This window comes from uncultured Corynebacterium sp. (assembly GCF_947253065.1).
GTDB lineage: Bacteria > Actinomycetota > Actinomycetes > Mycobacteriales > Mycobacteriaceae > Corynebacterium.
In genome coordinates, this window is sequence record NZ_CAMXWS010000027.1 from 1 (window position 1) to 25,346 (window position 25,346).

The window sequence follows — 25,346 nt, forward strand, 5'->3', positions numbered from 1 at the left end:
TAGAGCATCCGGTTTCTACCCGGCTGGTCGCGGGTTCGAATCCTGCTGGGGGCGCGCTTGTTCTCAGTCGCGACATAGTTAACAAACCGGACCTCATTTACCAAGGTGAGAGCCGGTTTTTTCTTTTCGGATCAGGCGTTTCTGCCCAACTTGAACCACTTCCCTAACGGGCAGTTTCGAAACACCATTCGAAGAATCCAGATGGATGGTTCACCCCGTTTTCTACTGTGAAACCACAGCGATACAAAGCCACAGCAAAGCGACACTGACAATGTCTTTTCCCAGAGTCCCGGCGCGCAGTGGCTAGTGCGCTTGAGGCACTACCGCCTCGAATCTTCATCAGCCAACTTCTTCGCCACCGTGTGGCGAAGCCGTTTCGAAAGGGACAACCATGAGTACCGCATACAACCCCGACCAGGGCAGCCCGCAGTGGGATCCGAACCAGCAGTGGGCACAGGGACAGCCACAGCCGATGCAGGCACCGCAGCAGCCGGAAAAGAAAGGCGGGTGCATGAAGTGGGGCGGAATCATCCTGGGTGGCCTGCTCCTCATTGGCATTGGCGCAGCCATCGGAGGTGGTGGTAACGACAGCGCAGATGACGAGACCACCGCGCCGGAAACCAGCGTTGCCGAGTCTGCCAATGAGGCACCTAATGCTGCTCCAGCCGAAAAGCCGGCGGAGGCACCGCAAGATCAGCCGGAGAAGAAGAAGGAAGATGTGCCGCGCGAATTCACCAGCGCACTGAAGAAGGCGCAGATCTACTCCGACACAATGCACATGTCTGAAGCGGGCCTTCGTGAACAGCTGACGTCTGAATATGGGGAGCAGTTCAGCGAGGAAGCTGCCCAGTATGCGATTGAGAATGTGAAGGCGGACTACAACAAGAACGCCCTGGAGAAGGCCAAGGTTTATCAAGACACCATGGCCATGTCGCCTGATGCGATCTACGAGCAGCTCGTATCCGAGCACGGCGAGCAGTTCACTCCGGAACAGGCACAGTACGCGGTGGACAATTTGCCGCAGTAAACGTGGCTAAACGCCCCACCGAGCGAGCTTTTAGCGCCCGTGGGGCGAATGCGCAACGCGCGATTGCACACTGAAATGTACATTTGACGTGCGCGAACGCGCGACATGCGCGGGATACGAATTTACGATGAGGGCCATGAACACTACGAAGAACATCACCGCAACCCTCAACGAACTCGAGTTTCTCATGGCCACGGTTCATCCGCCGGCGTTCATGGCTTTAGGCGATGGGCTCGCGCTTCACGAAATTGAACGGAAAGTCCACGCTTATTCGCACGTCCTGGAACAAGCAGGCGTGACTTTCCCGTTCGAACTCGTCGAGCTGTATCACTGGCACGACGGCTCAAATAAGGAAGACATCATCGGGATAGTCCAGCTTTTGAGCCTCGACGAGGCGCTCAAAACATGGGGCATGCTTATCGACGCCGCCGGGAACCAATTCCCCTCCAAAGACTGGTACAACCCAAAGTGGATTCCGTTTGCCACCTCTTGGGCTGACACTTATCTCTGCATCGACCTCCACGGTTCAGGCGGTGGCACCCCAGGCCAGATCATCCAGTTCGACCGCAACTCCCCCACCCGGATCATCGATGCCTTTTCAATGAAGGAATGGCTCGAAGAGGTAGTAGATGACTACGAGCTAGAAGAGCCCACGCGCACTCACGGCATCGCCGCTGGAGACGAAGGCGAAGATGAGCTCTACGACTACGACCCGGAGGAAGCGCCGGACGGGCCAAGTTGCTATATCGGGACCTTTGAGGCGGGCGATTCTAAATTTTCCTAGATTTCTTAAATAGCCATTTATCTGCATAGACAATGTCGCCCACCACAAAAAGGGCGGCATTTTTCATGCCCAAACCTTGACGGCTTATCGAATAGCGATATTATCGAATCACGACAACATCGAATAACGATAAGAAAGGTTTGAGATCATGAATGCACACGAGACCAACCCGACCGACTCCCCCACCCCGGCACCAACGCCACGCCCACCGAAGAAAGACAAGAGCACGAATATTTCGTGGGCCGATGCTCTCGCCGTCGCCATCACATTTGCGTGGATCCTGCCCGAGATCGTCGCACTGACATCACACGGCGTCATCTCCACGCGCCTCTCCCCCGCCGTTGAGGGCGGACTCCACTTCGCTGATCTCGAATCGGGCCCACAGACCCTTTACGCCATCGCGCTCGCACTGAAATTCATTGGCTTGCTCGCCGCAGTCTTCTTAGTCACCAACACATTCAGCGACATGTCCAAGGGACAGTTCTTCACCGAGAAGAACTCGCGCCGCCTCACAGCCGCATGGATCAGCGTGTTCGTCTTCTTCGTTGCGCGTCTCGGCCTGGAAGGCATGGCCAATAACTGGGCGGCGGCGCAGCTGGGCATCGACTGGTGGCAGGATCCGGGCACCACGACTCCGCTTTCTGATCTGGCTCCGGCACTGGTTCTCGCTTGTGTCCTCGCCGCACTGGCAACCGCCCTGCGTCGTGGCGCGAAGCTCGAAGAGGACGTGGATGGCCTTGTCTAATCCGAGCACTGAACCACAGGTGATCTGCCACCTCGATGAGCTGATGGCCACACGCGGAATCACCGGCGCGGCCCTCGCCGAGCAAGTCGGCATCACCCCAGTCAACCTGTCCGTTTTGAAAAATAACCGCGCAAAAGCCGTCCGATTCACCACTCTCGCTGCAATCTGCAAAGCGCTCGATTGCCAGCCAGGCGACGTGTTCTCGGTCAAATAATCAACAAGCCCCCAGTGACAGCCCTGTAGGCTCGCAGGCATGAGTTTCCCCTCCCCCGCACGTGATTCCTACGCACTGGTCACTGGCGCGAGCCAGGGCATCGGCGAGGCCATGGCTCGCGATTTCGCAGCTGAAGGCCACAACCTCATCATCGTCGCCCGTCGCGAAGACGTGCTGACAAAGCTCGCCGAAGAGCTTGAAGCAAAGCACAATGTCGACGTGATCGTGGCGGCACATGACCTGTCGGTTGCGGCAGACGTCGACAAGCTGCTTTCGCTTATCGACGAAAAACGCATCTCCATCTGCGTCAACTCCGCCGGCATTGCCTCCTTCGGCCCATTCATGGAGCAGGACTGGACGTATGAAACGAACCAGTTCAACCTGAATGCCACCGCCGTCTTCCGCATCACCAAAGCCGTGCTTGATCAAATGGTTCCGCGCGGTGAAGGCGCACTATGCAATGTCGGCTCCGCCGCAGGCAATGTCCCGATCCCGAATAACGCCACTTACGTCTTCACCAAGGCTGGCGTCAATGCCTTCACGGAAGCCTTGCACTACGAGCTGAAGAAGACAGGCGTGCACTGCACATTGCTTGCTCCTGGCCCTGTCCGTGATGCTGTGATTCCGGAAGAAGAGCAATCCATCGTGGACAAGGTCGTCCCTGATTTCTTGTGGACGACGTATGAATCCTGCTCCCGCGAAACCATCGACGCAATGAAGAAGAACCGTCGACGCATCACTCCGGGTCCTCTGTCCAAGGCAATGGACTTCGTCTCCGCATACGCTCCCCGCGGAGCCCTCGCACCGGTAATGGGCTGGTTCTACGCCAAGATGGGCTAGCGTGGGGCCCATGACTGAAGCACTGGCCGCAAAAGACGACCGCATCGTATGGGTCGATTTGGAAATGACAGGCCTGGACCCCGACCGCCACGTCATCGTGGAGGTCGCCGCCCTGGTCACCGATGCCGAACTGAACATCCTCGACGAAGGCATTGACCTCGTCATCCACGCCACCGATGAAGAGCTGGCAGAGATGGACGATTTCGTCACTGAGATGCACGGCTCCTCCGGGCTCACCGAGGCGATCAAAGCCTCGACCATCACTATCGAGGAGGCGGAGAAGGCTGTGCTGGGACTCGTCGAGAAGCACTGCGGTGAGCACCGCCCACCCCTGGCTGGCAACTCGATCGCTACTGACCGCACCTTCATCCGCACGCAAATGCCGAAGCTGGATGCGGCACTGCACTACCGCATGATCGACGTCTCCACCATCAAGGAGCTCACCCGCCGCTGGTTCCCCAAGGCGTATTACAACCAGCCTGAGAAGGGAATGGCCCACCGCGCATTGGCCGATATCGTCGAATCCATCCGCGAGCTCGACTACTACCGTCGCGCCGTCTTCGTGCCAGCGCCCGGCCCGTCTTCCTCCGAAGCAAACGAAAGCACCAAGGAAGCCACCGCCGCCTACCAGCAGTTTTTGTAAAACCGCGCGCGTGAACTAATGTATTAATCCGCTGCATTGAGCAGCGATGGTGGCTGTAGTTCAGCTGGTAGAGCACCAGGTTGTGATCCTGGGTGTCGCGGGTTCGAGCCCCGTCAGCCACCCCGAATAATACCCCGTAACCTGCACGTTTAAGTTACGGGGTATGTTTCTTTCCCGGCGCGGCAGCGACATGAAAATGTCCCACCTCGTTCGAGATGGGACAAAACACCACTGCGAATTATTTCAGCGTTGGGGTGAGAACAGCGAGACCCTTCGGCGCCACTCTCTTCGATCCGCCCTTCGAATCGAGGGCATAGAACTTCACTCCCACCCTGTCGACACCGCGGACTTTCACATGTCGGGTCCTGCTTTTCCCCGGTTTCACCAGCACACGGTCTTGAAGAACACCATCCAGACGAATCTCGATGACACCAAGGCCACCCGAGTTCGGAATATCGGATGCCCAAGCGGCGGTGTAAGTCAGTGTGGAGAATTCCCTACCGATCTTGAAAAAGCCGTTGCTTTCACCGCGGCTCCTAGTGGAGACCAGCGACTTCGGATAGTCCTTCCCCCTGAAGTTCACATCGCCGCCCGCATTGAGCTGCCTAATACCGAATGGAACGCGGTATGCATACAGATACTCAGTGTCATGGGAATCTGGCTTAGAGCTACTCCCCGAAGACGAGCTAGACGACGCGGCAGGACGCGATGGTTCAGGTGGCTGTTGCTCACCAATCCCGCCGCTTCCAAAAAAGCCAGCGAAGACAGCGATCACTGACACCAAAGTCACAATGGCGCCAACGATCTGAGGCAGAAAGCGCTGGAAGTTGCGGATCAGATGCTCCATACCGTTCATGTTGACGGGCACGGGAACTCCTTCATGGAAAGAGCAGGGGATGATGACGCGTCAATTTAAGCACTTTCGCCGAAACTTTTGGTTCCCTCACCAGTACGGCAGGTCCGACCGCTTCTCCACTACCCCCGAAAGAGAAAACGCCCCGTGCAATCCTTCCCAAGAATTGTGCACAGGGCGCTCTTGCTGAGCTTTTCTCGGCGCTACACGCGCGGAGCTTCCTGCTCCGTTGTTGTCAGCTCGTAGTCACCGACATTGCCTGCCTTCAGCGTCTCCCAGTCCAGGTTCCAGTAACCCAACCCATCCAGTCCAGACAGAGTCTCACCACTGGTGTTCACAACCTCGACCGGGTCACCGGGCTTGACGTAATTCATGAACCACTCTGCGTCACCCGGGGTGGCGTTAATGCAGCCGTGGGACTGGTTATAGCTGCCCAGTGCGCCGATCGCCCATGGAGCGGAGTGGACATAAATACCGGACCACGACATCTGCGTCGCCCAGTTCACATCCGTGCGGTAACCACCATTTTCCAATGCCAGACCATACGTCGTGGAATCCATCGTCATCGATGGGTTACGGTCGCCCACCACGTACATGCCGTTTGGGGTAGCGAATTGGCCATCGCGGCCCAGCGACACTGGGAAGGACTTCACCTCTTCACCGTTGTGGTACACGGTGAGCATCTTCGTGTTGTCATCCACCACCGTCTTCACCTCGTCACCGATAGTGAAGCTGGCCTTGGAATCCTGGGCACCGTAAATCCCATCGCCGAGGTCTTTGCCGTAAATATCCGACGAAACGGTGACCTCAGTGCCCGGCTGCCAGAATTCCTTCGGGCGCCACACAAGGTGGTTCGGGTCAATCCAGTAGAACGCACCCTCAGTGTCATTGGAGGTTTCAATCGTGATGGCGTCCTGGGCGGCCTGACGGTTCGCTGGGGAGGAATCAAAGTAGAAGTTCACTGCGTGTGCAACGCCGACCTCAGAGCCATCGAGCGGCCCAATGTAGGCCGAGATCTGCCCATTCGGAACCACAGTGCTAAACGACGCCTGAGAGGTCTCCCCCTTCGTCGTGGTTGCTTCGATCGTGTACTGGCGGCTGTAGCCCAAAGGCTCCGCGACCTTCCACTCGGTCTTATCGGCGTTGAATTCCGCCTCGACCTCTTTGCCATCCTCATTGGTCATGGTGACGGATTCCAGACCGTCAGAGGAGGTGACGGTGATCGGGTCCCGTGGCCCCACGCCCTCCGCGCCGTCTTCGACAGAGATGGTCGCCGGCTCCGGCTGCGCTTCCTGAGTGGATTGAGAAGACTTCTCCGAGCCGTCACCTTGATCGATCGTGCAGCCTACAGCTGCACTGCCAGCCAGCATCAAGACCGCGCCAGCAGCAATGAAACGCCGCAACCGCGACACCGTCTTCTCAGTCATTTTGGAACCACATAACCCTTGAAATTGCCAACGAAAAACTCGAAAAACCCCAACGCAACGAATCTTCACTCTATAGGTCGCGCCGGCTCATTATTCAGTTACACACAATGCAATTAAGCACTAAATTTATGCCTTTCATCACCTTCCAGCACTTGACCCTTACACGTTATTCCATGACGCTATACCGCCCTTAGAACCATGCCTCTGACCAGGCGATTTCACACCTTTGAAACAAGCTGCTATATTTTCTTCTCGTTGCCTTCAAGGCAAAGCGCCATTAGCTCAATTGGCAGAGCAACTGACTCTTAATCAGTGGGTTCGGGGTTCGATTCCCTGATGGCGCACAGACTCGCCAGGTCAACCGGCATCATCCGGAAGACCTGGCCTAATTTTTTGCTCACAACCCAAGCCTCCCGCTAACAGGGGACTGCTTGCGCGTGTCTTGCCGAGAACTACATTGGAGAATCGTGAGCAACAAGCAAGCATCCTCCAATACGGCTATTTCCGCAGTAACAGTCTTCGCTGGCGCACGGGAGGGCGTAGACGAGTCGCTGACCACAGCTGCATACAAATTCGGCTCTACCCTGGCCGCCAAGGGCCTTACGCTTGTCTACGGGGGTGGCCGTTTGGGACTGATGGGCGCCGTGGCCCAAGGCGCAATCGACGGCGGCGGAAAGACTATCGGCATCATGCCCCGCCACCTCGCACAGCACGAGATCGCACACACCGGCTTGAGCGAGCTCGTCTTGGTGGACACGCTCGCGGAACGCAAGCACATCATGAGCGAACGCTGCGACGCATTCGTCGCGCTTCCCGGAGGTGCGGGCACGCTCGACGAGCTTTTCGACGAATGGACCAACCAACAACTCGGCCTCCACACCAAACCGATCGGGCTGCTCGATAAGCAGTTCTGGCAGCCACTGACCGCCATGATCGATCACATGGTGGCCACTGGGTTTGTCCGCCAAGCAGACCGCGACAGCTTCGTCGTGGCAGATTCCCCCGAAGAACTGCTCCAAGGACTTGCCCAGTGGACCCCGCAAGCGCCGCGCTGGGCGACTTCCTAGGTGCGTGACCGCTGTAGTCTGGCCCGTATGAACCCTCAGATTAACCAGAATCGCGCACTTGTCATCGTCGATGTGCAAAATGATTTCTGCCCTGGCGGCTCGCTCGGCACGAAGCGTGGTGATGTCGTTGCAGAACGCATTGCTTCGTTCTTGACTTCTAATGCCACGGATTACGCCCACATCGTGGCAACCCAGGACTGGCACATCGATCCCGGAACACACTTCTCGGATAATCCCGATTTTGTGGACACCTGGCCTGTCCACTGCGTCGCTGACTCAGACGGCGCTGCACTGCGCGCCCCGATCGCTGATTTCGCCTTTGATGAGCACTTCCGGAAAGGCGAGTATGAGGCGGCGTATAGCGGTTTTGAGGGGGCGTCGAAAAGCGAAAAGGCTTTGCTTGCAGATTGGCTGCGCGAGCATGACGTGAAAGCTCTCGATGTCGTTGGCATCGCCACCGATCATTGCGTGCGCGCCACCGTGCTTGACGCCCTGAAGGAAGACTTCGACGTCCGTGTCCTGCGCGATATGTGCTCGCCTGTCGACGACGCCCGTGGCAACGCCGCCCTCGAAGAAATGCAGGCCGCCGGCGCCGAACTGGCATAACAAAATGCGCCGCTGCCCCACCCGTGGGGAAACGGCGCACTTTTTATAGAAGGCTTAGCGCTGCGAAAGCAGACGCTGCAGCTCCTTCAGATCCTTCTTCTTCTTGCGCTTGTTGGAGCTGCTGATAGCGATCAGCACAACAACGGCGACACCAACGCCAGCGAGAATCTTCTGTACGTTGCTGTCCTGCAGCTTCGCACTAACCTGCTTCTTCGCATCATTCGCCAAATTCTCCGGGCGAGTGCGGTCCGCAATCTCATCGATCGTGCCAGCGAGGTTACGGCGAGTGCGCTCGATCTCACGCTGAATGTCATTGATATCTCGTGCCATTTTCAACTCCCAGATCTAAAAATTATTGAACGTTGATGTAGCCATAAAGCTTTTCTCTGGCCCCTACAGTACTTGATCTCGCTACAGTGGCGGGCATGACTGAAGCAACACGTTTGACCGAAGGCGACAAAGCCCCCACATTTTCCCTGCCCAATGACAAAGGCGAAACCGTCTCGCTTTCTGACTACGCCGGTAAGCGCGTCATCGTGTACTTCTACCCACGCGCCAACACCCCCGGCTGCACCAAGGAAGCTTGCGACTTCTCCGAGAACCTCTCCGAATTCGAAGACTCATCCGTCTCCGTCGTGGGCATTAGCCCGGACTCCCCAGAAAAGCTGGCGAAATTCCGCGCCGACCACGATCTGACCATTGAGCTGCTTTCCGACGAATCCAAGGAGGTCATGACCGCCTACGGCGCCTTCGGCGAAAAGAAGAACTACGGCAAAATCGTCCAGGGCGTTATCCGTTCTACTTTCCTCGTCGGTGCCGATGGAACCATTGAATCTGCCCAGTACAACGTGAGGGCCACCGGCCACGTCGGTCGCCTGCTGCGCGACTTGGACCTCTAGCCGCACGATACTGGGCGCGAGAATGCGCTCCGTATTTTCCCCTCAACACCGCGGGCGGTACACTATGAACCGCTTCGCGCGCGCCCGTGGCGGAATTGGCAGACGCGCTGGATTTAGGTTCCAGTGCCGTAAGGCGTGTGAGTTCAAGTCTCACCGGGCGCACAAACAACAAGGCGGCCTCTCCTTTCCGGAGGGTCGCCTCAAACTTTTGGCTAGTGTGAGTCGATTGGTAGAATGCCCAGCGTGAGCAACGCAGCGGAAGACCCTACGAACGGGGATATCACCAACGCTGACACCGAAAAGAGCGCTCCCAAAAAGGAACGCCTCCGGGTCCGCGCCTGGCACGTCGTGCTGCTCGTCGCCGCCGTTATTGTCACCCTGCTGCTCGCGCGCTGGCAGTGGATGCGGTTCCAATCTGGCACCGGTTCCCTCCAAAACCTCGGGTATGCCCTGCAATGGCCGTTCTTCGGAGCCTTCCTGATCTTCATCTACCGCGCCGGTATGCGCATGGAGAACGAGAAGATCGACGCGGAGAACTCCGGCGACACCATGCAGGCGCTTTACGACGCCGATAGGAAGGCATTCGGTGACCCCGAGGAAATCACCGCGATCGACGAAGACTTCCTGCCGAGTCGCCCAACTATGAACATTGAGGAATACAACGCCCATTTCACACCGCGGCGTCAAAGTGCCGACAGCACGACCCCAGCAGAGCAGCCAGCAGAACAGAAAGACGACTAGGACACCATGACTGACAGCACCCCGAACGCCCAGACGACTCAGCCTGCCGCACCGGGAGCAGCGCCGATCCACCCGGAACGCCAGCGCCGTGTACGCACCGCACTGCGGGTGTTCTCCGTGACCGCCTGGATCACAGGCATCATGCTGCTTCTCCTGTGTGCCCGCATGATCATGGAGTACGGCCTGAACATGGATGTCAGCGCCCTCAGCTGGGTGGCGATCCTGCACGGCTGGATGTACGCGATCTTCCTTCTGGCCACCCTCAACCTAGGTATGAAGGCGCGCTGGTCAACGAAGCAGTGGATCGTTACCGCGATCGCAGGCGTCGTCCCGTTCCTCTCCTTTTTCGTTGAGGCATGGCGCCGCAAGGAAGTCACTGAGGAATTCCAGCTTTAGGGGTCTCCAGGCCCTCCTTCTGAGTGCCTGTCCCCCCTTCTCGCTGCGACTACTCGGATACGCGGGTGAGGACGAGGATGTCCTTCGCATCGCCGCCGTCCGGGGTCAGGGTGAGGGACTCATCGGTCTGCTCCATGTCGTACTTCAGGTCCTTGCCCGTATCGACATCAGCCAGCTTGATGGAGTTACCGCTTTCTTCGCAGCGCGCAGTCTTAGTCTCTCCTGTCGCGGTGTCAGTCACCGACCAGGTGCAGTCGCCACCGTCGATCTCTAGGGAGACATTGCCGGCAGCAGCTCCTGTCTCAGAGTCTTGGCCAGTTCCCTCCCACGTGCCGTCGAGCGAGTTGCCGCAGGCGGTCAACAGACCTGCAGACATTACAGCGGCACCAGCGAGGATAAATTGTTTCTTCATCTCAGGAGCTCCTTCAACATATAAAGATTGACGTTTATGTTCAGCCCCATCGACCCTACCCCCGAGATCTATTGCACGAGTTCGGCGATGCGGGGCGCTAGTTTGCGCAGTGCTTTTCCGCGGTGGGACCGAGCATTCTTCTCCTCCGGGGCGAGCTGCGCGGCTGACTTCCCTGGAGCATCAGTGGGGGCAAAGATCGGGTCGTAGCCGAATCCACCATCGCCATGCACTTCGCGTAGGAGGGTGCCCTCCCAGCGGCCTTCAGCAGTGAACTCTTCACCATCTGGGGTGACCAGAGCGCAGCAGGAAACGAAGGCTGCACCGCGGTGCGGATCGTCGATATCGCTGGTCTGGGCGAGCAGCAACTCATTGTTGGCAGGATCATCGCCGTGACGGCCACACCAGCGCGCGGAGAGAATGCCGGGCATCCCATTCAAAGCATCGACGGCAAGACCAGAGTCATCGGCAACGCAGGCCAGACCAGACTGCTTTGCACCCTCACGGGCTTTTAGCAGTGCATTCTCTTCGAATGTAAGGCCGTTCTCAACAGGCTCCGGGTAGGCCGGGATGTCTTTGAGAGAGACGAGCTCAACACCGTCGATGCCGAGTTCGCTCAGGACGGTTTCAAGTTCCACCAGCTTCTTCGCATTGCCGGAGGCGACGAGCACTTTCACGGGTTGGTTGGTGTCTACCATCCCAGAGCCGCCTTCTGCGCTGCGATGAGCTCGGAGCAGCCCTTCTCCGCTGCGTCCAGCATCTGGTTCAGCTGCTCACGGCCGAACAAACCGTGCTCGCCGGTGCCCTGGACTTCAACGAAATTGCCGGACTCGTTCATCACCACGTTCAGGTCGACCTCGGCACGGGAGTCTTCTTCGTATGGGAGGTCGAGGCTGACGCGGCCGTCGATAATGCCGACGGAGACCGCTGCGACCGGCGGAAGCAGCGGCTCACCGGGGACGAGGCCACGTTCTTTGAGGTGCGCAATGGCGTCGGCAAGCGCGACGTATGCGCCGGTGATCGACGCGGTGCGGGTACCGCCATCAGCCTGCAGCACATCGCAGTCGAGCTGGATCGTGTTCTCCCCCAACTGGCTCAAATCAACTGCTGCGCGCAGGGAGCGCCCAACTAGGCGGGAGATCTCATGGGTGCGTCCCTTAACCTTGCCCTTCATCGACTCACGCGGCATACGCTCGTGCGTGGCGGATGGCAGCATCGCGTATTCGGCGGTGAGCCAACCTTCGCCGGAGTCCTTCTTGAAGCGCGGAACGCCTTCTTCAGCACTGGCAGTGCACATCACTCGGGTATTGCCGAATTCAACGAGCACACTGCCTGCCGGATTCGAGGTGAAGCCTCGGGTAATGCGCACCGGGCGCATCTCGTCGAGCGCGCGACCATCAGCACGGACAAAAGGATCTTGAGCGGAATTAGCTTCAGTCATGGGACCGAGCCTACAGCCAGCTACGGTAGCTTCGACGACCCGCTAGACCTCGTAGACATCCTTTGCGTTACCCACCACGATCTCACCGTCGAATTCTTCGGCAGCAGCCCGGCGAGTCGCTTCCTTATCAGTCCACGGCTGAATGTGAACCAGCACGAGCTTTTTCACACCGGCTTCGCGCGCAATACGGCCAGCTTCGCGGCCTGACATGTGCATTCCCTCAGGGGTGTCCTCATCGGCCTCTGGCCCCCAGGCAGCCTCACAGAGGAAAAGGTCGGCGTTACGGGCCGCGTCGATAAGCAGGGGCGTGTACGCGGAGTCACCGGAATAAACGATGACCTTGCCTGTCTTATTGTGTTCAACGCGCAGCGCGCGTGACTCCACAGCAGGGTGAACAACAGGGAAAGGCGTGACGGTCACCGGACCGATCTCCAACGGCTCATCGCCCCACACGTGGATATCAAAGGTGTCCGAGATATCGTCGACCTCATCCGGACCATTCGCCCCCATGCGACCAAGATGCTCTGCCGCATAACCCGGACCAGCCAAAATATGACGCTGCGTCGCTGGAGCATTCGGGTGAAAACGGCGCCACACAACCAGCGATGCGGTATCAGAACAGTGATCGGCATGAAGGTGGCTGAACAGCACGTGCGTGTCGGATGGATCCGCAACCTCCTGCAGGGCGGCGAGCGCACCAGGCCCGAAGTCCATCACAATGCCCGGCTGGCCCTCTTCTGTGCTGATGAGGTACGACGAGCCGGGATTGCCCGGGGCCGAGAGCGACCCCGTGCAGCCGAGAACTGTCAATTTCATGGCCTTACTGTGCCACGGATGAGCAGGAAAATCTAAATGAAAGCGAGGTTTTTCATGCGGGGGTAAACAGGTGTTTTACACCACTTATTTCACATCGTGCGCAACAGCGGACATCTGGGGCCCAAGGAAGCGCTCGGCAAGACGTTCAAATGTCTCCGGGTCACCCGTGGATTCAAAGGTACGCACCGGCTCATGCTCGGGGTCGGCGAACATGTCCTTCTCCGTGAGCACACGCAACACATCCTTCGCGGTTTCCTCAGCGGAAGACACCAGCGTCACATCGTCCCCGATGGCCAGCTGGATCACGCCAGACAGCAGCGGGTAGTGGGTACAACCAAGCACAAGCGTATCGACGCCCGCCGCCTGCAGCGGCTCCAGATAGCCTTGCGCAACTCCAAGAATCTGACGGCCAGAAGTGATTCCCCGCTCCACGAATTCAACAAAAGCTGGGCAGGCCGCTGCGGTGACCTCTACGCCAGAGGCAATGGAAAACAAGTCTTGATACGCATGCGAACGAATCGTTGCCTGAGTACCGATCACACCCACGCGGCCATTTCGTGTCGTGGCAATCGCACGGCGAACAGCGGGTTGAATCACTTCGATGACTGGGACGTCATAACGCTCACGCGCATCGTGCAAAAACGCGGCCGAGGCCGTGTTGCATGCGATCACGATCATCTTGCAACCGCGCTCAACGAGTTCATCGGCAATCGCCGTCGCATGCTCACGCACCTCTGCGATCGGCTTCGGGCCATACGGGCCGTTGGCGCCATCACCGATGTACATAATGGATTCGTTGCCCAACTGGTCCATGACGGCACGGGCGACCGTCAAACCACCGAATCCTGAATCGAAAATGCCGATCGGCGCATCGTTATATGCGCTTGCCGACGCGGCGTCGTTCTCATCGCTGCCATCGTTATTGAAATCCACCACGGTGTGGGATTCTACCGCGACGGCAACAGCAGACGCGCCTAGGCGACGTCAGTGGCCGCGACCTGATCCTCCGGACGCTCAACCGGCAACTCGTGACGCAGGGCCGCGTTGATGCGGTTCAATGCGGAAGAGAAGACCTCAAGCTCATCGGCCGAAAGATTGTCGAAGATAATACGGCGGATTTCTGCTACATATCCCGGATAACCAGCGCTCACCGCGCGCTGCCCTGCCGGGGTCAGCGCTGCAAACGTTGCACGACCATCATTCGGATCTGGGATGCGAGCGATGAACCCCTTCTTCTCCAGGCGCGTGATCACGCGGGAGAGGTGCGACAACGACATCGACGTGGCCTCAGACAAATCCGTCATGCGACGCGATGCAGTCGGGGATTCACTAATCTTCAGCATTGCCTGAAACTCGAAATAAGTGACATTGGCATTGCGCTTGAGCTGCGAATCCAAGCCGGTGGGGAGCTCCATGTGGCACTGCCACATTGCTGCCCAGGTTTCTGCCTCATAATCCGTGAGCACGTCCATGTTTTCCATGGAACTTATATTAATCTAAGGTTTAAGAAAAACCTAAAGAAACGCGCACGGATTCCAATTCAGGCTGGCCGCACCCCCCTTTACTAGCGTGTAATTACGCATCCAAAGTTAAGAAAGCTCTTAGCTTGGATGGAAACTGATAATCCGCGTTTTATTCTTAGCGCGAAACGATTCCTCGTCCCAATGCGTGGATTAAAGTTTGCGGGCCCGCTTAGCTTCCTTCTGCGTGCGCAATGCTGGCGGATCATCGGAAGTGATCAGAACGCCAGCTGCTACCCCACCGACAGCACCAAAGAGGTGCGCCTGCCAACTCACCCCCGGGGTGACTGGGAGCATTCCCCACAGCAGGCCGGAATAAAGAACGCCCAGCAGCACGCCCAAGGCGATCTGGGAGAGCGATTTATTAAAGATGCCGCGGACTAGCAGGTAGGCCAACCAGCCGTACACCAGCATCGATGCGCCAACGTGGTTGGTGCCGGGCCCACCCAATACCCATGTGCCCACACCACCGATGAGCACAACGAATGCAGTCGTCTCCCAAAACACACGGTGGCCGGAATAGCCGATCAGGAAGGCGAAGATCGCTCCGGGCACCGTATTAGAAATCAAGTGCTCAAAATTCACATGCAGGATCGGCGAGGTGAAGATGAACGGGAGCGATGCCGGTTCCAATGGGTGAATACCAAAAATGACCAAGCCACCACCGAACAGGATGAGGCTGATCAGGTGCACAGCCCAGATCAGCACGATGTAACCAATGGCGTACAAAAGTCCAAGCTTGGCTTGGGAGCGGCGTCGGGGTTGAAGATTATTTCCACCCGGTTGTTGCATTGGGGTACCTGCGTAACCGCCGGGCTGGCCAAAAGGACTCGGCTGGGGATTCCACGCGTTATGCGCTGAAGGATTCGGTTGATAGCTCATGGTGCGTCCAGCTTAATGTCCGCTGGCCACGATGTCCCTCCACGCTGCCACGTCATAACCGGGTTCTGCGCTGGCCACGCCGTCGACGATGGCGGCTTCAACGCACTTCGCTGATGCATCACACAGCGCATAGAAAAGCTCTGGGTCTGCATCGACGGGGCTAAAGGCGACAAATTTTTCTTGCTTTGCGGTGGAAACCGCGAACAACGTGTCACCATCTAGTGGTGAATGCGAAGGCCGCACGGCACGGGCGATCCCATCGTGCCCCGTCATAGCCAGGCGCTCGAGCTGTGCCGGTGGCAAAGGACAATCGGTAGCCACAACACCGATCGTGGTATTGAGCTTCGGCTTCGGCCGTTCCAACTCACCAAATTGCCCAAGATCGACGGCTGGGCGCGACGGGGCACCATAAAAAAGTCCCGTTTTTTCATCAATGACGCTACCCAAGGGATTAGCCACCACAAGAGCAGCAACGCGATACTCCGCACCATCTGCGCTGGTGACCGTGGTATGTGCCGATCCCACTCCCCCACGCAAAACTCCAGCGGTGGCACCACAGCCGGCGCCGACGCTGCCGGATACGGTCTGGTCGGTGGCCACGGCACCGTCGTCAAGCGCGTTGCACACGGCGGCAGCTCCATCGTTGGGTCCTGGACGGTGATTTGGGTCCCCGACGACGAGGTCGAAAATGACTGCGGCCGGCACGATAGGAACCCGTGGGCCGGGTTGATCCTCGCCGAAGACAGCGAAACCGATCCCTCGCGATTCCAATTCACGCATCGCACCATCGGCGGAGGCGAGACCGAATGCAGATCCCCCGGACAGCACCACCGCATTGATTCGCTGAACGGTGTTGTGCGGGTTCAACAGGTCTGTCTCGCGTGTTCCGGGGCCGCCACCGCGGACATCAACAGCGCCGACCATCCCGGCCGGATCTTCAGCGACGAGTGCTGTCACACCGGTATCCCCGAGCGAAACATGGCCAACGCGCAGGCCTGCCACCTCAAATCCCGGCGCGAGGTTGCCCGTCACGCTATTCCCCCATCATCGCCTGGAGCAGCGAGTCCTGGCAGAACGCCAGCCATTCGACCAAGTTGTCTCGGTCCTGCTCCGCAGCTTCACTCTGGGTTTCAGCAGATGCGACATACAGGCGCATGTCATTGAGTGCAGCGATGACCTGGTGCGCTTCGTCCTCCTCAATGGTGACGGCCACGCCACCGGTCGGCCCCAGTGCGGTGTTGATCACCTGCAGGTTCGTCAACTTTGCTTTGATGATGTCGTTTTCGTGCAAGCTACGCAGCAATGAATTATCGCCGTCGAATTCCTCATCGCCCTCACGCTCAAAATCCGGCAAGAGTCGTGCCAGCGACGGATCAGTAGGCGGTTCAGAATGCCCGGCGGGCATGTCCATCATCGCCGCGAGCTCATCCTTTGGCGCGGACTGCGCGCGCTGAATCAACGCCTCAGACACAGTGGCGGTGAGGTCACCGATGACTTCACGCTCCATCGGGTCAAACACGGTGTGAAAACGTGCGGCCCGCATGAGCCCTTTCTTCCGCCTCCACGGCTGCATGTATTCGCCTCTTCCTCGAAAACTTCAGATCCTCTGGCCACTCGGTTAGCCTGCCTGCTGCATCGTGGCCCACAGGCCAGCGGTGTGCAGCTTTTTCACGTCGCCTTCGACTTTGTCTTTTTCACCAGAGGACACGACCGCTTTGCCTTCAGTGTGGACCTGCATCATCAGCTCTTGGGCGCGCTTGCGCCCGTAGCCGAGCACGGTCTGGAAAACGTAGGTGACGTAGCTCTGCAGGTTCACCGGGTCATCCCACACAATGCACATCCATGGCAGGTTCTCGGCGACATCGACATCAACGTCAATTTCCTCGTCGAGCTCAGGGGTAGCCATTGGGGAGCCCATCCGAATCTCGCGTGTGACACCAGTCATAGGCCCAAGAGTACTAGACATCCTTACTCAAGCACGCAGCCGCAGACTAGGGTTGTGCACATGACTACGCCCGAGTCGGACATCCAGTCCCCCAACTCACAGTCCTCGACCGCCTTTCTGACCGACATGTACGAGCTGACAATGCTCGATGCGTCGATGAAGGACGGTACGTACTCCCGCGAGTGCGTCTTCGAAGTCTTTGGCCGCAAGTTGCCGAATGAGCGTCGATACGGCGTGGTTGCTGGCACGGGCCGTTTGATCGAAGCGATCCGCAAGTTCCGCTTCACTGAAGAGCAGATCGCGCTGGCCGATTTCCTTAGTGAGAAGACGAAGGACTTTCTGCGCAATTACCGCTTCGGTGGGCAGATCGACGGCTACAAGGAAGGCGAGCTCTACTTCCCTTATTCCCCGATTCTGACGGTGCGCGGCACTTTTGCGGAGTGCTGCATTTTGGAAACGATCATTCTGTCGATTCTGAACTCCGATTCGGCGATTGCGACTGCTGCTTCGCGTATGGTCACCGCAGCTGACGGCCGTCCAATCATGGAGATGGGTTCGCGCCGCACCAATGAGCAGTCAGCAGTGACCTCTGCGCGCGCGGCGTATATCGCGGGCTTCGATTCGACTTCGAATATGGAAGCCAGTCTGCGCTACGGCATCCCTGCGGCAGGCACCGCTGCGCACGCGTGGACGCTGCTGCACACCAACCCGGATGGCATGCCTAATGAGAAGGCTGCTTTCAAGGCGCAGATCGATTCTTTGGGCGTAGACACCACGTTGCTGGTGGATACCTACGACATCACGCAGGGTGTGGCGAATGCGATCGAGGTCGCGGGCACGGAGCTTGGTGGCGTGCGGCTCGACTCGGGTGATTTGGGCATCATGTCCCGTCGCGTGCGCGACCAGCTCGATGGGCTTGGCGCGTACAACACCAAGATCATCGTCTCTAGCGACCTGGATGAATTCGCCATCGCTGGTCTTCGTGGCGACCCGGTGGACGGCTTCGGTGTGGGTACTTCTGTGGTCACGGGTTCCGGGACCCCAACTGCGGGCTTGGTGTACAAGCTCGTGGAGGTTGACGGCGTGCCGGTGGCTAAGCGCTCCTCCGGCAAGCAGATGAAGGGTGGTGCGAAGCGGGCTGTGCGTACCTACCGCAGCACGGGTGTCGCGGTGGACGAGATTGTCTACCCGGAGGCGAATCCGCCGGAGAACCCGACGGCGCTGGACTACCGCCAGCTGGTCACCCCGCTCATGCGTGACGGTGAGATCGTCGACGGTCTCGATGACATCAATGACTCCCGTGAGCACCTGGCCAAGCAACGTGAGACGTTGCCGTGGGAGGGCCTGTCGCTTTCGCGTGATGAGCCGGCAGTGCGTACCCGCATGATCGGTTTCCCTGAAGAGTGACGGACGCAAGCGACCAGCAGGACCGCCGACTATCGCTGTCCACAGAAGAGCTTCTCGACGTCGCCGTTGACGCCCTTGGCGGCGCCCGTCGCCCTGGGCAGATGGCCATGGCGGAGGCGGTGTCCCGCTCGCTGGAATCCGAACGACACCTGGCGGTGCAGGCGGGCACGGGCACGGGCAAGTCACTCGCCTACTTGGTCCCCGCATTTCTGCATGCCCAAACCACAGACAGCACGGTGATTGTGTCCACAGCAACGCTGGCTTTGCAGCGTCAGCTGGTGGAACGTGATTTGCCACGTCTTGTTGAAGCCCTCGAACCACTGTTGCCGCATACGCCGACGTTCGCGATTCAAAAGGGCCGTTCGAATTACCTCTGTCTGAATAAGCTCACGGTCGAAGAAGAGGCGCCGGAAGCGCTGATGGACACTGAGGAGATTTCGTGGCTCGGCCGTCATATCAAGCGTGTCCACGAGTGGGCGGATGAAACAGAGACTGGCGACCGGGATGATCTGGAACCAGGCGTACCGGATATCGCTTGGCGGCAGGTTTCCGTCACCGCGAATGAGTGCTTGGGCGCAACGCGGTGCCCGCACGGCGAGGAGTGCTTCGCGGAGGCAGCACGGCGCCGCACGCAGGATGTCGACGTGGTGGTCACCAATCACGCTCTTCTCGCCATCGACGCGATGTCTGATGCGAATATCCTTCCTGAGCACGATGTGGTCATCATCGACGAGGCACATGAGCTCGACGGTCGTGTCACCTCCGTGGCCACGAATGAACTCTCTGCACGCGCCCTCACGCTCGCCGCACGTCGCGCAGGAAAGCTCAAGGCCAAAACAGAGCAGCAAAAGCTCGAAGAGCTTATCGACGACTTCTCTGCCGTCCTCGACCTCGAATCCCCCGGCCGATGGGAAACCATTTCTGATCCTGCCCGTGGCTCCTTCGCTGCGGTACGTGATGCCCTGTGGCGCACCCGTGAGGCGATTGCACGTGCCCCGGAGGGTGAATCAACGAATGATCCAGAGACTTTCGCTGAGCGCGAGAACCTGAAAAACCACCTGACTGAGCTGCATGACTCCTTGGTCCGCATCTTGGAGGTCTTCGATGAGGAAGACCCCTCTAAGCATTTCGACGTGGTCTGGCTGACCCGTTCTGAGCGCTACGGCGATTCCGTGGCGGTCGCTCCCCTGTCTGTTTCAGCGTTGTTGCGTGAGCGACTGTTTACGGAACAAACCGTCGTGCTTACCTCGGCCACGTTGGCAGTCGGTGGGAATTTCCGTGCCATGGCGGCCAACTGGGGGCTGCCCGATGATTCCTGGGACAGCCTGGATGCCGGCACGCCGTTCGATCCGCGGAAGTCTGGCATCTTGTACACCGCGAAGCACCTGCCCGCACCTGGCCGTGATGGCCTGCACCAGGAGACATTGGATGAGATGGCCGAGCTGATCACGGCAGCGGGAGGCAGAACGTTGGGGCTTTTCTCGTCGAAACGCGCTGCCGTCGAAGCTGCTGAAGCGCTGCGCCCGCGACTTCCCTTCGACATTTTCGTCCAGGGTGAAGATTCGATCGGCGCGTTGGTCAATCAGTTCAGCAATAGCGAGAATTCTTGCCTGTTCGGCACCCTCACCTTGTGGCAAGGCGTCGATGTGCCCGGCAGCTCGCTGTCCCAGGTGATCATCGACAGGATTCCTTTCCCACGGCCTGATGATCCATTGTTGCAAGCACGCAGCAAAGCTGCTGATGCTGCCGGCCGTTCCGGCTTCATGGAAGTCTCCGCGACCCATGCTGCGCTCTTGCTCGCCCAGGGCACGGGCCGCTTGCTGCGCAGCACCACAGACAAAGGTGTCATTTCGGTTCTCGACAACCGGCTCGTGACAAAACGGTATGGCCAGTACCTCCGGGCGTCCCTGCCTGACTTCTGGGAAACAACCGACCCGGATGTCGTGCGTGGCGCGCTGAAACGTCTCACTGCGCCGAAGAAGAAGGGTGACGGGAACTAACGGTAGCTGCCCGGGAGCGCGACCACTGTCGTTGAGCCCGGTGCGACCTCAGTGAACCCGCTGTCTTGTACCGCTACCGCCGCTGGGTCCTGTGCCAATACAGCGAATTCCTCATGGGATAATTCCCGCACCTGCAACGGAAAACCATCAGTTGCCCACGCAACGCCCTGTTCAGCTTCCATCGCTGCGGCAAGCAGCATCGAACCATGTCCCGCTTGTGCGGCAGCCTTGCCTGCTGTCATTTCCAACGAAGCATCGATCGCGATCAGCGGCAGCGACGGATCACTCTCGCCTTGCTCCTCACAGGGAAGCTCGGTGCCCCGAATCTGTAGTTTCGCAATCGGGTGAGGAACGTCTTGGACAGCTGAGGGAATGAAGGCTCGCGCGTTTGCTTCCCCCACTGTCGCAGTGCATCCCGGCAGTGCCTGAACGCCCTCCCAGCCAGCACCACGTGCTCTTCTGGCAATCTTGCGGATCCGGTGGCCGTACCACTGCCCCAAGGCATCCCGCCACGCACCCGGCTTGCCGGCGCGTGGGTCAAGGCATACCGCCACCACGGCTTGGGCTGCTGCAGCTAACAGATCTTCACGACGCGGTGGATCCACCTTCGGCATATGCAAAGCAATCTGCATAGCCTGCACGGTCGCTGGGTCTTCCGGGTCCTCCTCACCACGTCCATGGGACGTAAGGCTTTGGGTCAGGAACCCGTGGGCACGGATAAGTTCTTCTCCCACTAGTCGAGCGCGACCTTGCCCTCGATGCCCTGCTCCTCGTTGAGCACGTCGATCTCATCGCGCGGCACGCCCATGATGTACAGGACGGAATCAAGGAAAGGGTAAGTGACCGCGGTATCAGCGACCTCACGCAGCGCCGGCTTCGCATTGAACGCAACACCAAGCCCCGCCTGCGTGATCATGTCAATGTCATTCGCGCCATCGCCCACCGCGACAGTCTGCGACATACGCAGGCCCGAATCCGCCGCGAATTCAGCCAGGAATTCAGCCTTAGCTCGCCTATCGACAACCTTGCCAATCACCTCGCCCGTCAACTTCCCATCGACAATCTCCAACGTATTGGCACGCACATAGTCCAGCTCAAGCTCTTCCGCCATCGGCTCGAGCACCTGGATGAAGCCACCGGACACGACCGCCGTGCGGTAACCCATCTGCTTAAGCGTACGAATCGTGGTGCGTGCGCCAGGGGTGAGAACAATATCGCGTGCGACCTCATCGATCACTGATGCATCGAGCCCCGCGAGCGCCTTAACGCGCTCACGCAAGGACTCCTCGAAATCGAGCTCGCCACGCATTGCGCGCTCAGTGACCGCTGCGACTTCTGCCTCACGCCCGGCATGCGCCGCGAGCATTTCAATCACCTCGCCGGTGATCAACGTCGAATCACAATCGAAGCAGACCAAACGCTTCGCACGACGAGCCAAACCGGCACGCTCAATCGCAATATCAACACCCAAACCAGAACTCAGCTCAGCCAAAGCCTTACGCACCGTGTGGCTGACCCCATCACCCTCGCCCGGAATGGTGATGGACAATTCCAAACCAGTCACCGGGTAGTCCGAAATACCGCGAATACGGTCAATATTCGCACCGAAGTCCGCCAAAGTACGACCAATCTCCGAGACAGCCTCCGCCGTCACTGGATCACCCAAGACAACCACCACGTGGGTGGAACGCTTGCGTTGTGGCGCAGGCGAATCTTCATCCGTCTCAATCAAGACAGTGTGATCCGACAACTCAGACGCCGATTCCAAGTCACGGCGCAAAGCCTCGATCGAAGAAGGGCTCACACCAGCAAAGGCAGCTAGTGCCAAACGGCCCCGGAAATGTGCCTGCTCCGCATCCAGCAGCTGCACGTTGTGCTGGGACAGAACAGCGAAGAAAGCAGCGCTCACGCCGGGCCTGTCAGCTCCCGTCAGAGTGATCACGGCATAATTCAATCCTGGTTGCAAGCGAACAGCGTAAGTCATGAATATGAAAGTACAGCAAGAAGCCCCGCACCACTTCATGTGGTACGGGGCTGTCAATCAGGAGCGGCCAGGAGACGGCCGCTTGAGCCTCAACCGACTAGGAGTCGTTGTGGCCGGTGTGAGCTTCACGGCGCATGGTCTCAACCATGTGCGGGTAGTGCAGCTCGAAGGCCGGACGCTCCGAACGGATACGCGGCAGGGACTCGAAGTTGTGGCTCGGCGGCGGGCAAGAGGTTGCCCACTCGAGGGAGTTGCCGTAACCCCACGGATCATCAACGGTGACGACCTCGCCGTAACGCCAGGACTTGTACACGTTCCAGATGAACGGCAGGAAGGCGACACCCAGGATGAAGGAGCCCACGGTGGAGATCTGGTTCAGCAGGGTGAATCCATCGCTATCCAGGTAGTCCGCGTAACGACGCGGCATGCCCATGTTGCCCAGCCAGTGCTGGACCAGGAAGGTCAGGTTGAAGCCAATGAAGGTCAGCCAGAAGTGCCACTTGCCCAGCTTCTCGTCGAGCATGCGGCCGGTCATCTTCGGGAACCAGAAGTAGACACCAGCACAGGAAGCGAACACCACGGTACCGAACAGGGTGTAGTGGAAGTGCGCAACCACGAAGTAGGAGTCATGCAGCTGGAAGTCCAGCGGCGGAGCAGCCAGCATAATGCCGGTCAGACCACCGAACAGGAAGGTAGCCAGGAAGCCGAGGGACCAGACCATCGGAGTTTCGAAGGTCAGGTGACCATTCCACATCGTGCCGACCCAGTTGAAGAACTTCACGCCGGTCGGAACAGCGATCAGGAAGGTCATGAACGAGAAGAACGGAAGCAGGACCGCACCGGTGGCGTACATGTGGTGTGCCCACACAGCCATGGACAGGCCACCAATAGCCAGGGTTGCGAAGACAAGGCCGATGTAACCGAAGATCGGCTTACGGGAGAAGACCGGAACGACCTCAGAGATGATGCCGAAGAACGGCAGCGCGAGGACGTAGACCTCCGGGTGGCCGAAGAACCAGAACAGGTGCTGCCACAGGATGGCGCCACCGTTGGCCGGGTCGAAGATGTGACCGCCGAGCTTACGGTCGTACAGCACACCGAGTGCTGCAGCAGTCAGCAGCGGGAAGATCATCAGCGCCAGGATGGAGGCGACGAAAACAGTCCAGGTGAAGACCGGGAGACGGAACATGGTCAGGCCCGGCGCACGCAGGGTCAGAACAGTGGAGACCATGTTGATGGCGGATGCAAGCGTACCGATACCGGTAGCACCAACACCTAGAATCCACAGGTCAGCGCCCACACCTGGGGTGTGGATTGCATCTGCCAGCGGCAGGTACATCGTCCAACCGAAGTCAGCTGCACCGCCCGGGGTAAGGAAGCCCGCGAGCATAGCCAAGATGCCGGCCTGGGTGATCCAGAAACCGAAAGAGTTCAGACGCGGGAATGCCACGTCCGGTGCGCCGATCTGCAGCGGCAGAACGAAGTTAGCGAAACCCCAGACGATCGGGGTACCAAAGGCCAGCAGCATCACCGTGCCGTGCAGGGTGAACAGCTGGTTGAACTGTTCGTTAGACAGGAACTGCAGGCCCGGGGAGAAGAGCTCCGCGCGGATAAGCAGTGCCATAAGGCCACCAACAAAGAACCACACGAAGGACATGATGATGTAGAAAATGCCCAGCTGTTTGTGGTCTGTGGTGGTCAACAAATCGTAAAAGCGTGTGCCCTTACGCGCCTTTCCGGTCGGCTCCGGCCGGACCGGGGCGACAGCACCGCTATCAGCGGTGTTGTCGAGCCGTGGTGCCACAGCAGTCATTCGATTCCTCCTGATTGAGACTCAGCCACCCCCTGATCGCCAGCAGCTGTTATGCCCTGGCGACACCCATGCAGGAGCATAGGTAGGCGCAACTAGTACCGCTTCATCTTAACGGTCGCCCCAGCCAAAATCCAGACATCACAGGCCACACCCATTTTTGTGCATGGCACCTGCCAGATTCGCTTCGCTGATTGACCCCGGATTGGGGAGAGCGGCCCTATAGAAAGGGCGGTCATTGAGTTATGGGTTTGGGTTTTAGAAGTCCCAGTCGTCGTCTTGGGTGTCCTCAGCCTTGCCGATGACATACGACGAACCGGAACCAGAGAAGAAGTCGTGGTTCTCATCCGCGTTCGGGGACAGGGACGCCAGGATCGCCGGCGACACTCGTGTCTCATCTACTGGGAATAGGCCCTCGTAACCGAGGTTGTTCAGAGCCTTGTTCGCGTTATAACGCAGGAAGCGTTTGACGTCTTCGGTCCAGCCCAGCGGATCGTAGATATCCTCGGTGTACTGGCACTCGTTGTCATAGAGGTCATAGAGCAAATCGAAGGTGTACTCCTTCAGCTCATCCTGACGCTCCTGCGATTCCTTACGCACAGCCTGCTGGTACTTGTAGCCGATGTAGTAACCATGCACTGCCTCATCACGAATAATCAGGCGAATAATGTCAGCCGTGTTGGTGAGCTTGGAGTGTACCGACCAGTTCAGGGGCAGGTAGAAACCCGAATAGAACAGGAAGGACTCCAGCATTACGGAGGCAACCTTGCGCTTGAGCGGATCATCGCCCTCGTAGTAGTTCAGGATGATCTTGGCCTTACGCTGCAGATTCTCATTTTCCTCGGACCAACGGAAAGCATCATTGATCGCTGGCGTGTCTGCCAACGTCA

30 protein-coding genes and 3 tRNA genes are annotated in these 25,346 nt (G+C 58.6%); 16 read left to right on the forward strand and 17 right to left on the reverse strand.

Translation table 11 applies throughout. From position 1 onward, the window contains the following. The first annotated feature begins 391 nt into the window (after nt 1–391). From Q0X21_RS07285 to Q0X21_RS07315, 7 genes are all read left to right on the forward strand, one after another. Complete coding sequence (locus Q0X21_RS07285; protein WP_297851218.1) at nt 392–1,027, forward strand: Ltp family lipoprotein; 636 nt, start codon at nt 392–394, stop codon at nt 1,025–1,027. A 136-nt stretch (nt 1,028–1,163) separates the two neighbouring features. Beyond that, on the forward strand, nt 1,164–1,811 hold the full coding sequence (locus Q0X21_RS07290) for an SMI1/KNR4 family protein (protein WP_297851219.1): 648 nt from the start codon (nt 1,164–1,166) through the stop codon (nt 1,809–1,811). Nucleotides 1,812–1,959: 148 nt separating this feature from the next. Continuing rightward, on the forward strand, nt 1,960–2,556 hold the full coding sequence (locus Q0X21_RS07295; RefSeq protein ID WP_297851220.1) for a DUF2975 domain-containing protein: 597 nt from the start codon (nt 1,960–1,962) through the stop codon (nt 2,554–2,556). Beyond that, nucleotides 2,549–2,770: a helix-turn-helix transcriptional regulator gene (locus Q0X21_RS07300; protein ID WP_297851221.1), complete on the forward strand. Its 222-nt coding sequence runs from the start codon at nt 2,549–2,551 to the stop codon at nt 2,768–2,770. The genes Q0X21_RS07295 and Q0X21_RS07300 overlap by 8 nt, the downstream gene beginning before the upstream one ends. Before the next feature lie 39 nt (nt 2,771–2,809). Then, nucleotides 2,810–3,610 carry a mycolate reductase gene (cmrA, locus tag Q0X21_RS07305; RefSeq protein WP_297851222.1) on the forward strand — a complete coding sequence of 267 codons (801 nt, stop codon included), beginning with the start codon at nt 2,810–2,812 and terminating at the stop codon, nt 3,608–3,610. Between the two features lie 10 nt (nt 3,611–3,620). After that, a complete protein-coding gene (gene orn / locus Q0X21_RS07310; RefSeq protein WP_297851223.1) occupies nt 3,621–4,253 on the forward strand; it encodes an oligoribonuclease in 633 nt (210 codons plus the stop codon). A 49-nt stretch (nt 4,254–4,302) separates the two neighbouring features. Then, nucleotides 4,303–4,375 (forward strand) — tRNA-His (locus Q0X21_RS07315). 116 nt (nt 4,376–4,491) lie between these two features. Here the strand turns inward: Q0X21_RS07315 and Q0X21_RS07320 are convergent. Together Q0X21_RS07320 and Q0X21_RS07325 are read right to left on the reverse strand one after the other, a co-directional pair. Further along, nucleotides 4,492–5,121, reverse strand: a complete 630-nt coding sequence (locus tag Q0X21_RS07320) for a hypothetical protein (protein ID WP_297851224.1) — start codon at nt 5,119–5,121, stop codon at nt 4,492–4,494. Between the two features lie 188 nt (nt 5,122–5,309). After that, nucleotides 5,310–6,533 carry an Ig-like domain-containing protein gene (locus Q0X21_RS07325; protein ID WP_297851225.1) on the reverse strand — a complete coding sequence of 408 codons (1,224 nt, stop codon included), beginning with the start codon at nt 6,531–6,533 and terminating at the stop codon, nt 5,310–5,312. Nucleotides 6,534–6,804: 271 nt separating this feature from the next. On the opposite strand from Q0X21_RS07325, the gene Q0X21_RS07330 reads away from it, so the two are divergent. From Q0X21_RS07330 to Q0X21_RS07340, 3 genes are all read left to right on the forward strand, one after another. After that, nucleotides 6,805–6,877 (forward strand) — tRNA-Lys (locus tag Q0X21_RS07330). 123 nt (nt 6,878–7,000) lie between these two features. After that, a complete protein-coding gene (locus Q0X21_RS07335) occupies nt 7,001–7,600 on the forward strand; it encodes a TIGR00730 family Rossman fold protein (RefSeq protein ID WP_297851226.1) in 600 nt (199 codons plus the stop codon). 27 nt (nt 7,601–7,627) lie between these two features. Further along, a complete protein-coding gene (locus Q0X21_RS07340; RefSeq protein ID WP_297851227.1) occupies nt 7,628–8,206 on the forward strand; it encodes an isochorismatase family protein in 579 nt (192 codons plus the stop codon). Between the two features lie 54 nt (nt 8,207–8,260). On the opposite strand, the gene Q0X21_RS07345 is transcribed toward Q0X21_RS07340, so the two are convergent. Continuing rightward, nucleotides 8,261–8,536: a DUF3618 domain-containing protein gene (locus Q0X21_RS07345; RefSeq protein WP_297851228.1), complete on the reverse strand. Its 276-nt coding sequence runs from the start codon at nt 8,534–8,536 to the stop codon at nt 8,261–8,263. Nucleotides 8,537–8,631: 95 nt separating this feature from the next. On the opposite strand from Q0X21_RS07345, the gene bcp reads away from it, so the two are divergent. From bcp to Q0X21_RS07365, 4 genes are all read left to right on the forward strand, one after another. After that, entirely contained in the window at nt 8,632–9,105 is a 474-nt protein-coding gene (gene bcp / locus Q0X21_RS07350; RefSeq protein ID WP_297851229.1) for a thioredoxin-dependent thiol peroxidase, read from the forward strand. A gap of 80 nt (nt 9,106–9,185) precedes the next feature. Then, nucleotides 9,186–9,267 (forward strand) — tRNA-Leu (locus tag Q0X21_RS07355). An 81-nt stretch (nt 9,268–9,348) separates the two neighbouring features. Then, complete coding sequence (locus tag Q0X21_RS07360; protein ID WP_297851230.1) at nt 9,349–9,846, forward strand: hypothetical protein; 498 nt, start codon at nt 9,349–9,351, stop codon at nt 9,844–9,846. Between the two features lie 6 nt (nt 9,847–9,852). Next, complete coding sequence (locus Q0X21_RS07365) at nt 9,853–10,242, forward strand: DUF3817 domain-containing protein (RefSeq protein ID WP_297851232.1); 390 nt, start codon at nt 9,853–9,855, stop codon at nt 10,240–10,242. Between the two features lie 49 nt (nt 10,243–10,291). Here Q0X21_RS07365 and Q0X21_RS07370 read toward each other — a convergent pair whose 3' ends face one another. The 10 genes from Q0X21_RS07370 to clpS all read right to left on the reverse strand — a co-directional run bounded on the left by Q0X21_RS07370 (nt 10,292) and on the right by clpS (nt 17,255). Continuing rightward, nucleotides 10,292–10,654 (reverse strand): hypothetical protein, encoded by a 363-nt coding sequence (locus Q0X21_RS07370; RefSeq protein ID WP_297851233.1) that lies wholly within the window; start codon nt 10,652–10,654, stop codon nt 10,292–10,294. A gap of 68 nt (nt 10,655–10,722) precedes the next feature. Continuing rightward, entirely contained in the window at nt 10,723–11,349 is a 627-nt protein-coding gene (gene rdgB / locus Q0X21_RS07375) for an RdgB/HAM1 family non-canonical purine NTP pyrophosphatase (protein WP_297851234.1), read from the reverse strand. Further along, nucleotides 11,343–12,092, reverse strand: a complete 750-nt coding sequence (rph, locus tag Q0X21_RS07380) for a ribonuclease PH (RefSeq protein ID WP_297851235.1) — start codon at nt 12,090–12,092, stop codon at nt 11,343–11,345. The genes rdgB and rph overlap by 7 nt, the downstream gene beginning before the upstream one ends. A gap of 42 nt (nt 12,093–12,134) precedes the next feature. Further along, on the reverse strand, nt 12,135–12,908 hold the full coding sequence (locus tag Q0X21_RS07385) for an MBL fold metallo-hydrolase (RefSeq protein ID WP_297851236.1): 774 nt from the start codon (nt 12,906–12,908) through the stop codon (nt 12,135–12,137). A gap of 84 nt (nt 12,909–12,992) precedes the next feature. Then, on the reverse strand, nt 12,993–13,841 hold the full coding sequence (murI, locus tag Q0X21_RS07390) for a glutamate racemase (RefSeq protein WP_297851247.1): 849 nt from the start codon (nt 13,839–13,841) through the stop codon (nt 12,993–12,995). A 41-nt stretch (nt 13,842–13,882) separates the two neighbouring features. After that, on the reverse strand, nt 13,883–14,389 hold the full coding sequence (locus tag Q0X21_RS07395) for a MarR family winged helix-turn-helix transcriptional regulator (RefSeq protein ID WP_297851238.1): 507 nt from the start codon (nt 14,387–14,389) through the stop codon (nt 13,883–13,885). Between the two features lie 192 nt (nt 14,390–14,581). After that, nucleotides 14,582–15,220 (reverse strand): rhomboid family intramembrane serine protease, encoded by a 639-nt coding sequence (locus Q0X21_RS07400; protein ID WP_297851248.1) that lies wholly within the window; start codon nt 15,218–15,220, stop codon nt 14,582–14,584. A 102-nt stretch (nt 15,221–15,322) separates the two neighbouring features. Further along, nucleotides 15,323–16,342: a P1 family peptidase gene (locus Q0X21_RS07405; protein WP_297851239.1), complete on the reverse strand. Its 1,020-nt coding sequence runs from the start codon at nt 16,340–16,342 to the stop codon at nt 15,323–15,325. Between the two features lies 1 nt (nt 16,343). Beyond that, on the reverse strand, nt 16,344–16,883 hold the full coding sequence (locus Q0X21_RS07410) for a DUF2017 domain-containing protein (protein ID WP_297851240.1): 540 nt from the start codon (nt 16,881–16,883) through the stop codon (nt 16,344–16,346). A 45-nt stretch (nt 16,884–16,928) separates the two neighbouring features. Further along, nucleotides 16,929–17,255 (reverse strand): ATP-dependent Clp protease adapter ClpS, encoded by a 327-nt coding sequence (gene clpS / locus Q0X21_RS07415; protein ID WP_235839496.1) that lies wholly within the window; start codon nt 17,253–17,255, stop codon nt 16,929–16,931. Between the two features lie 60 nt (nt 17,256–17,315). Here clpS and Q0X21_RS07420 point away from each other — a divergent pair, with 60 nt between their 5' ends. Beyond that, nucleotides 17,316–18,662 carry a nicotinate phosphoribosyltransferase gene (locus Q0X21_RS07420; protein WP_297851242.1) on the forward strand — a complete coding sequence of 449 codons (1,347 nt, stop codon included), beginning with the start codon at nt 17,316–17,318 and terminating at the stop codon, nt 18,660–18,662. Beyond that, nucleotides 18,659–20,662, forward strand: coding sequence for an ATP-dependent DNA helicase (locus Q0X21_RS07425; protein WP_297851243.1), 2,004 nt, complete (start codon nt 18,659–18,661; stop codon nt 20,660–20,662). The genes Q0X21_RS07420 and Q0X21_RS07425 overlap by 4 nt, the downstream gene beginning before the upstream one ends. Here Q0X21_RS07425 and Q0X21_RS07430 read toward each other — a convergent pair. From Q0X21_RS07430 to Q0X21_RS07445, 4 genes are all read right to left on the reverse strand, one after another. After that, on the reverse strand, nt 20,659–21,294 hold the full coding sequence (locus tag Q0X21_RS07430) for a peptidyl-tRNA hydrolase (RefSeq protein WP_367172778.1): 636 nt from the start codon (nt 21,292–21,294) through the stop codon (nt 20,659–20,661). The two genes, Q0X21_RS07425 and Q0X21_RS07430, sit on opposite strands and share 4 nt — an antisense overlap. Before the next feature lie 101 nt (nt 21,295–21,395). Continuing rightward, a complete protein-coding gene (gene serB, locus Q0X21_RS07435; protein WP_297851244.1) occupies nt 21,396–22,646 on the reverse strand; it encodes a phosphoserine phosphatase SerB in 1,251 nt (416 codons plus the stop codon). A gap of 97 nt (nt 22,647–22,743) precedes the next feature. Further along, nucleotides 22,744–24,459 (reverse strand): cytochrome c oxidase subunit I, encoded by a 1,716-nt coding sequence (gene ctaD / locus Q0X21_RS07440; RefSeq protein ID WP_297851245.1) that lies wholly within the window; start codon nt 24,457–24,459, stop codon nt 22,744–22,746. A gap of 255 nt (nt 24,460–24,714) precedes the next feature. Then, nucleotides 24,715–25,346, reverse strand: a 632-nt coding sequence (locus Q0X21_RS07445) for a ribonucleotide-diphosphate reductase subunit beta (RefSeq protein ID WP_297851246.1), incomplete at its 5' end; no start/stop codon positions are given.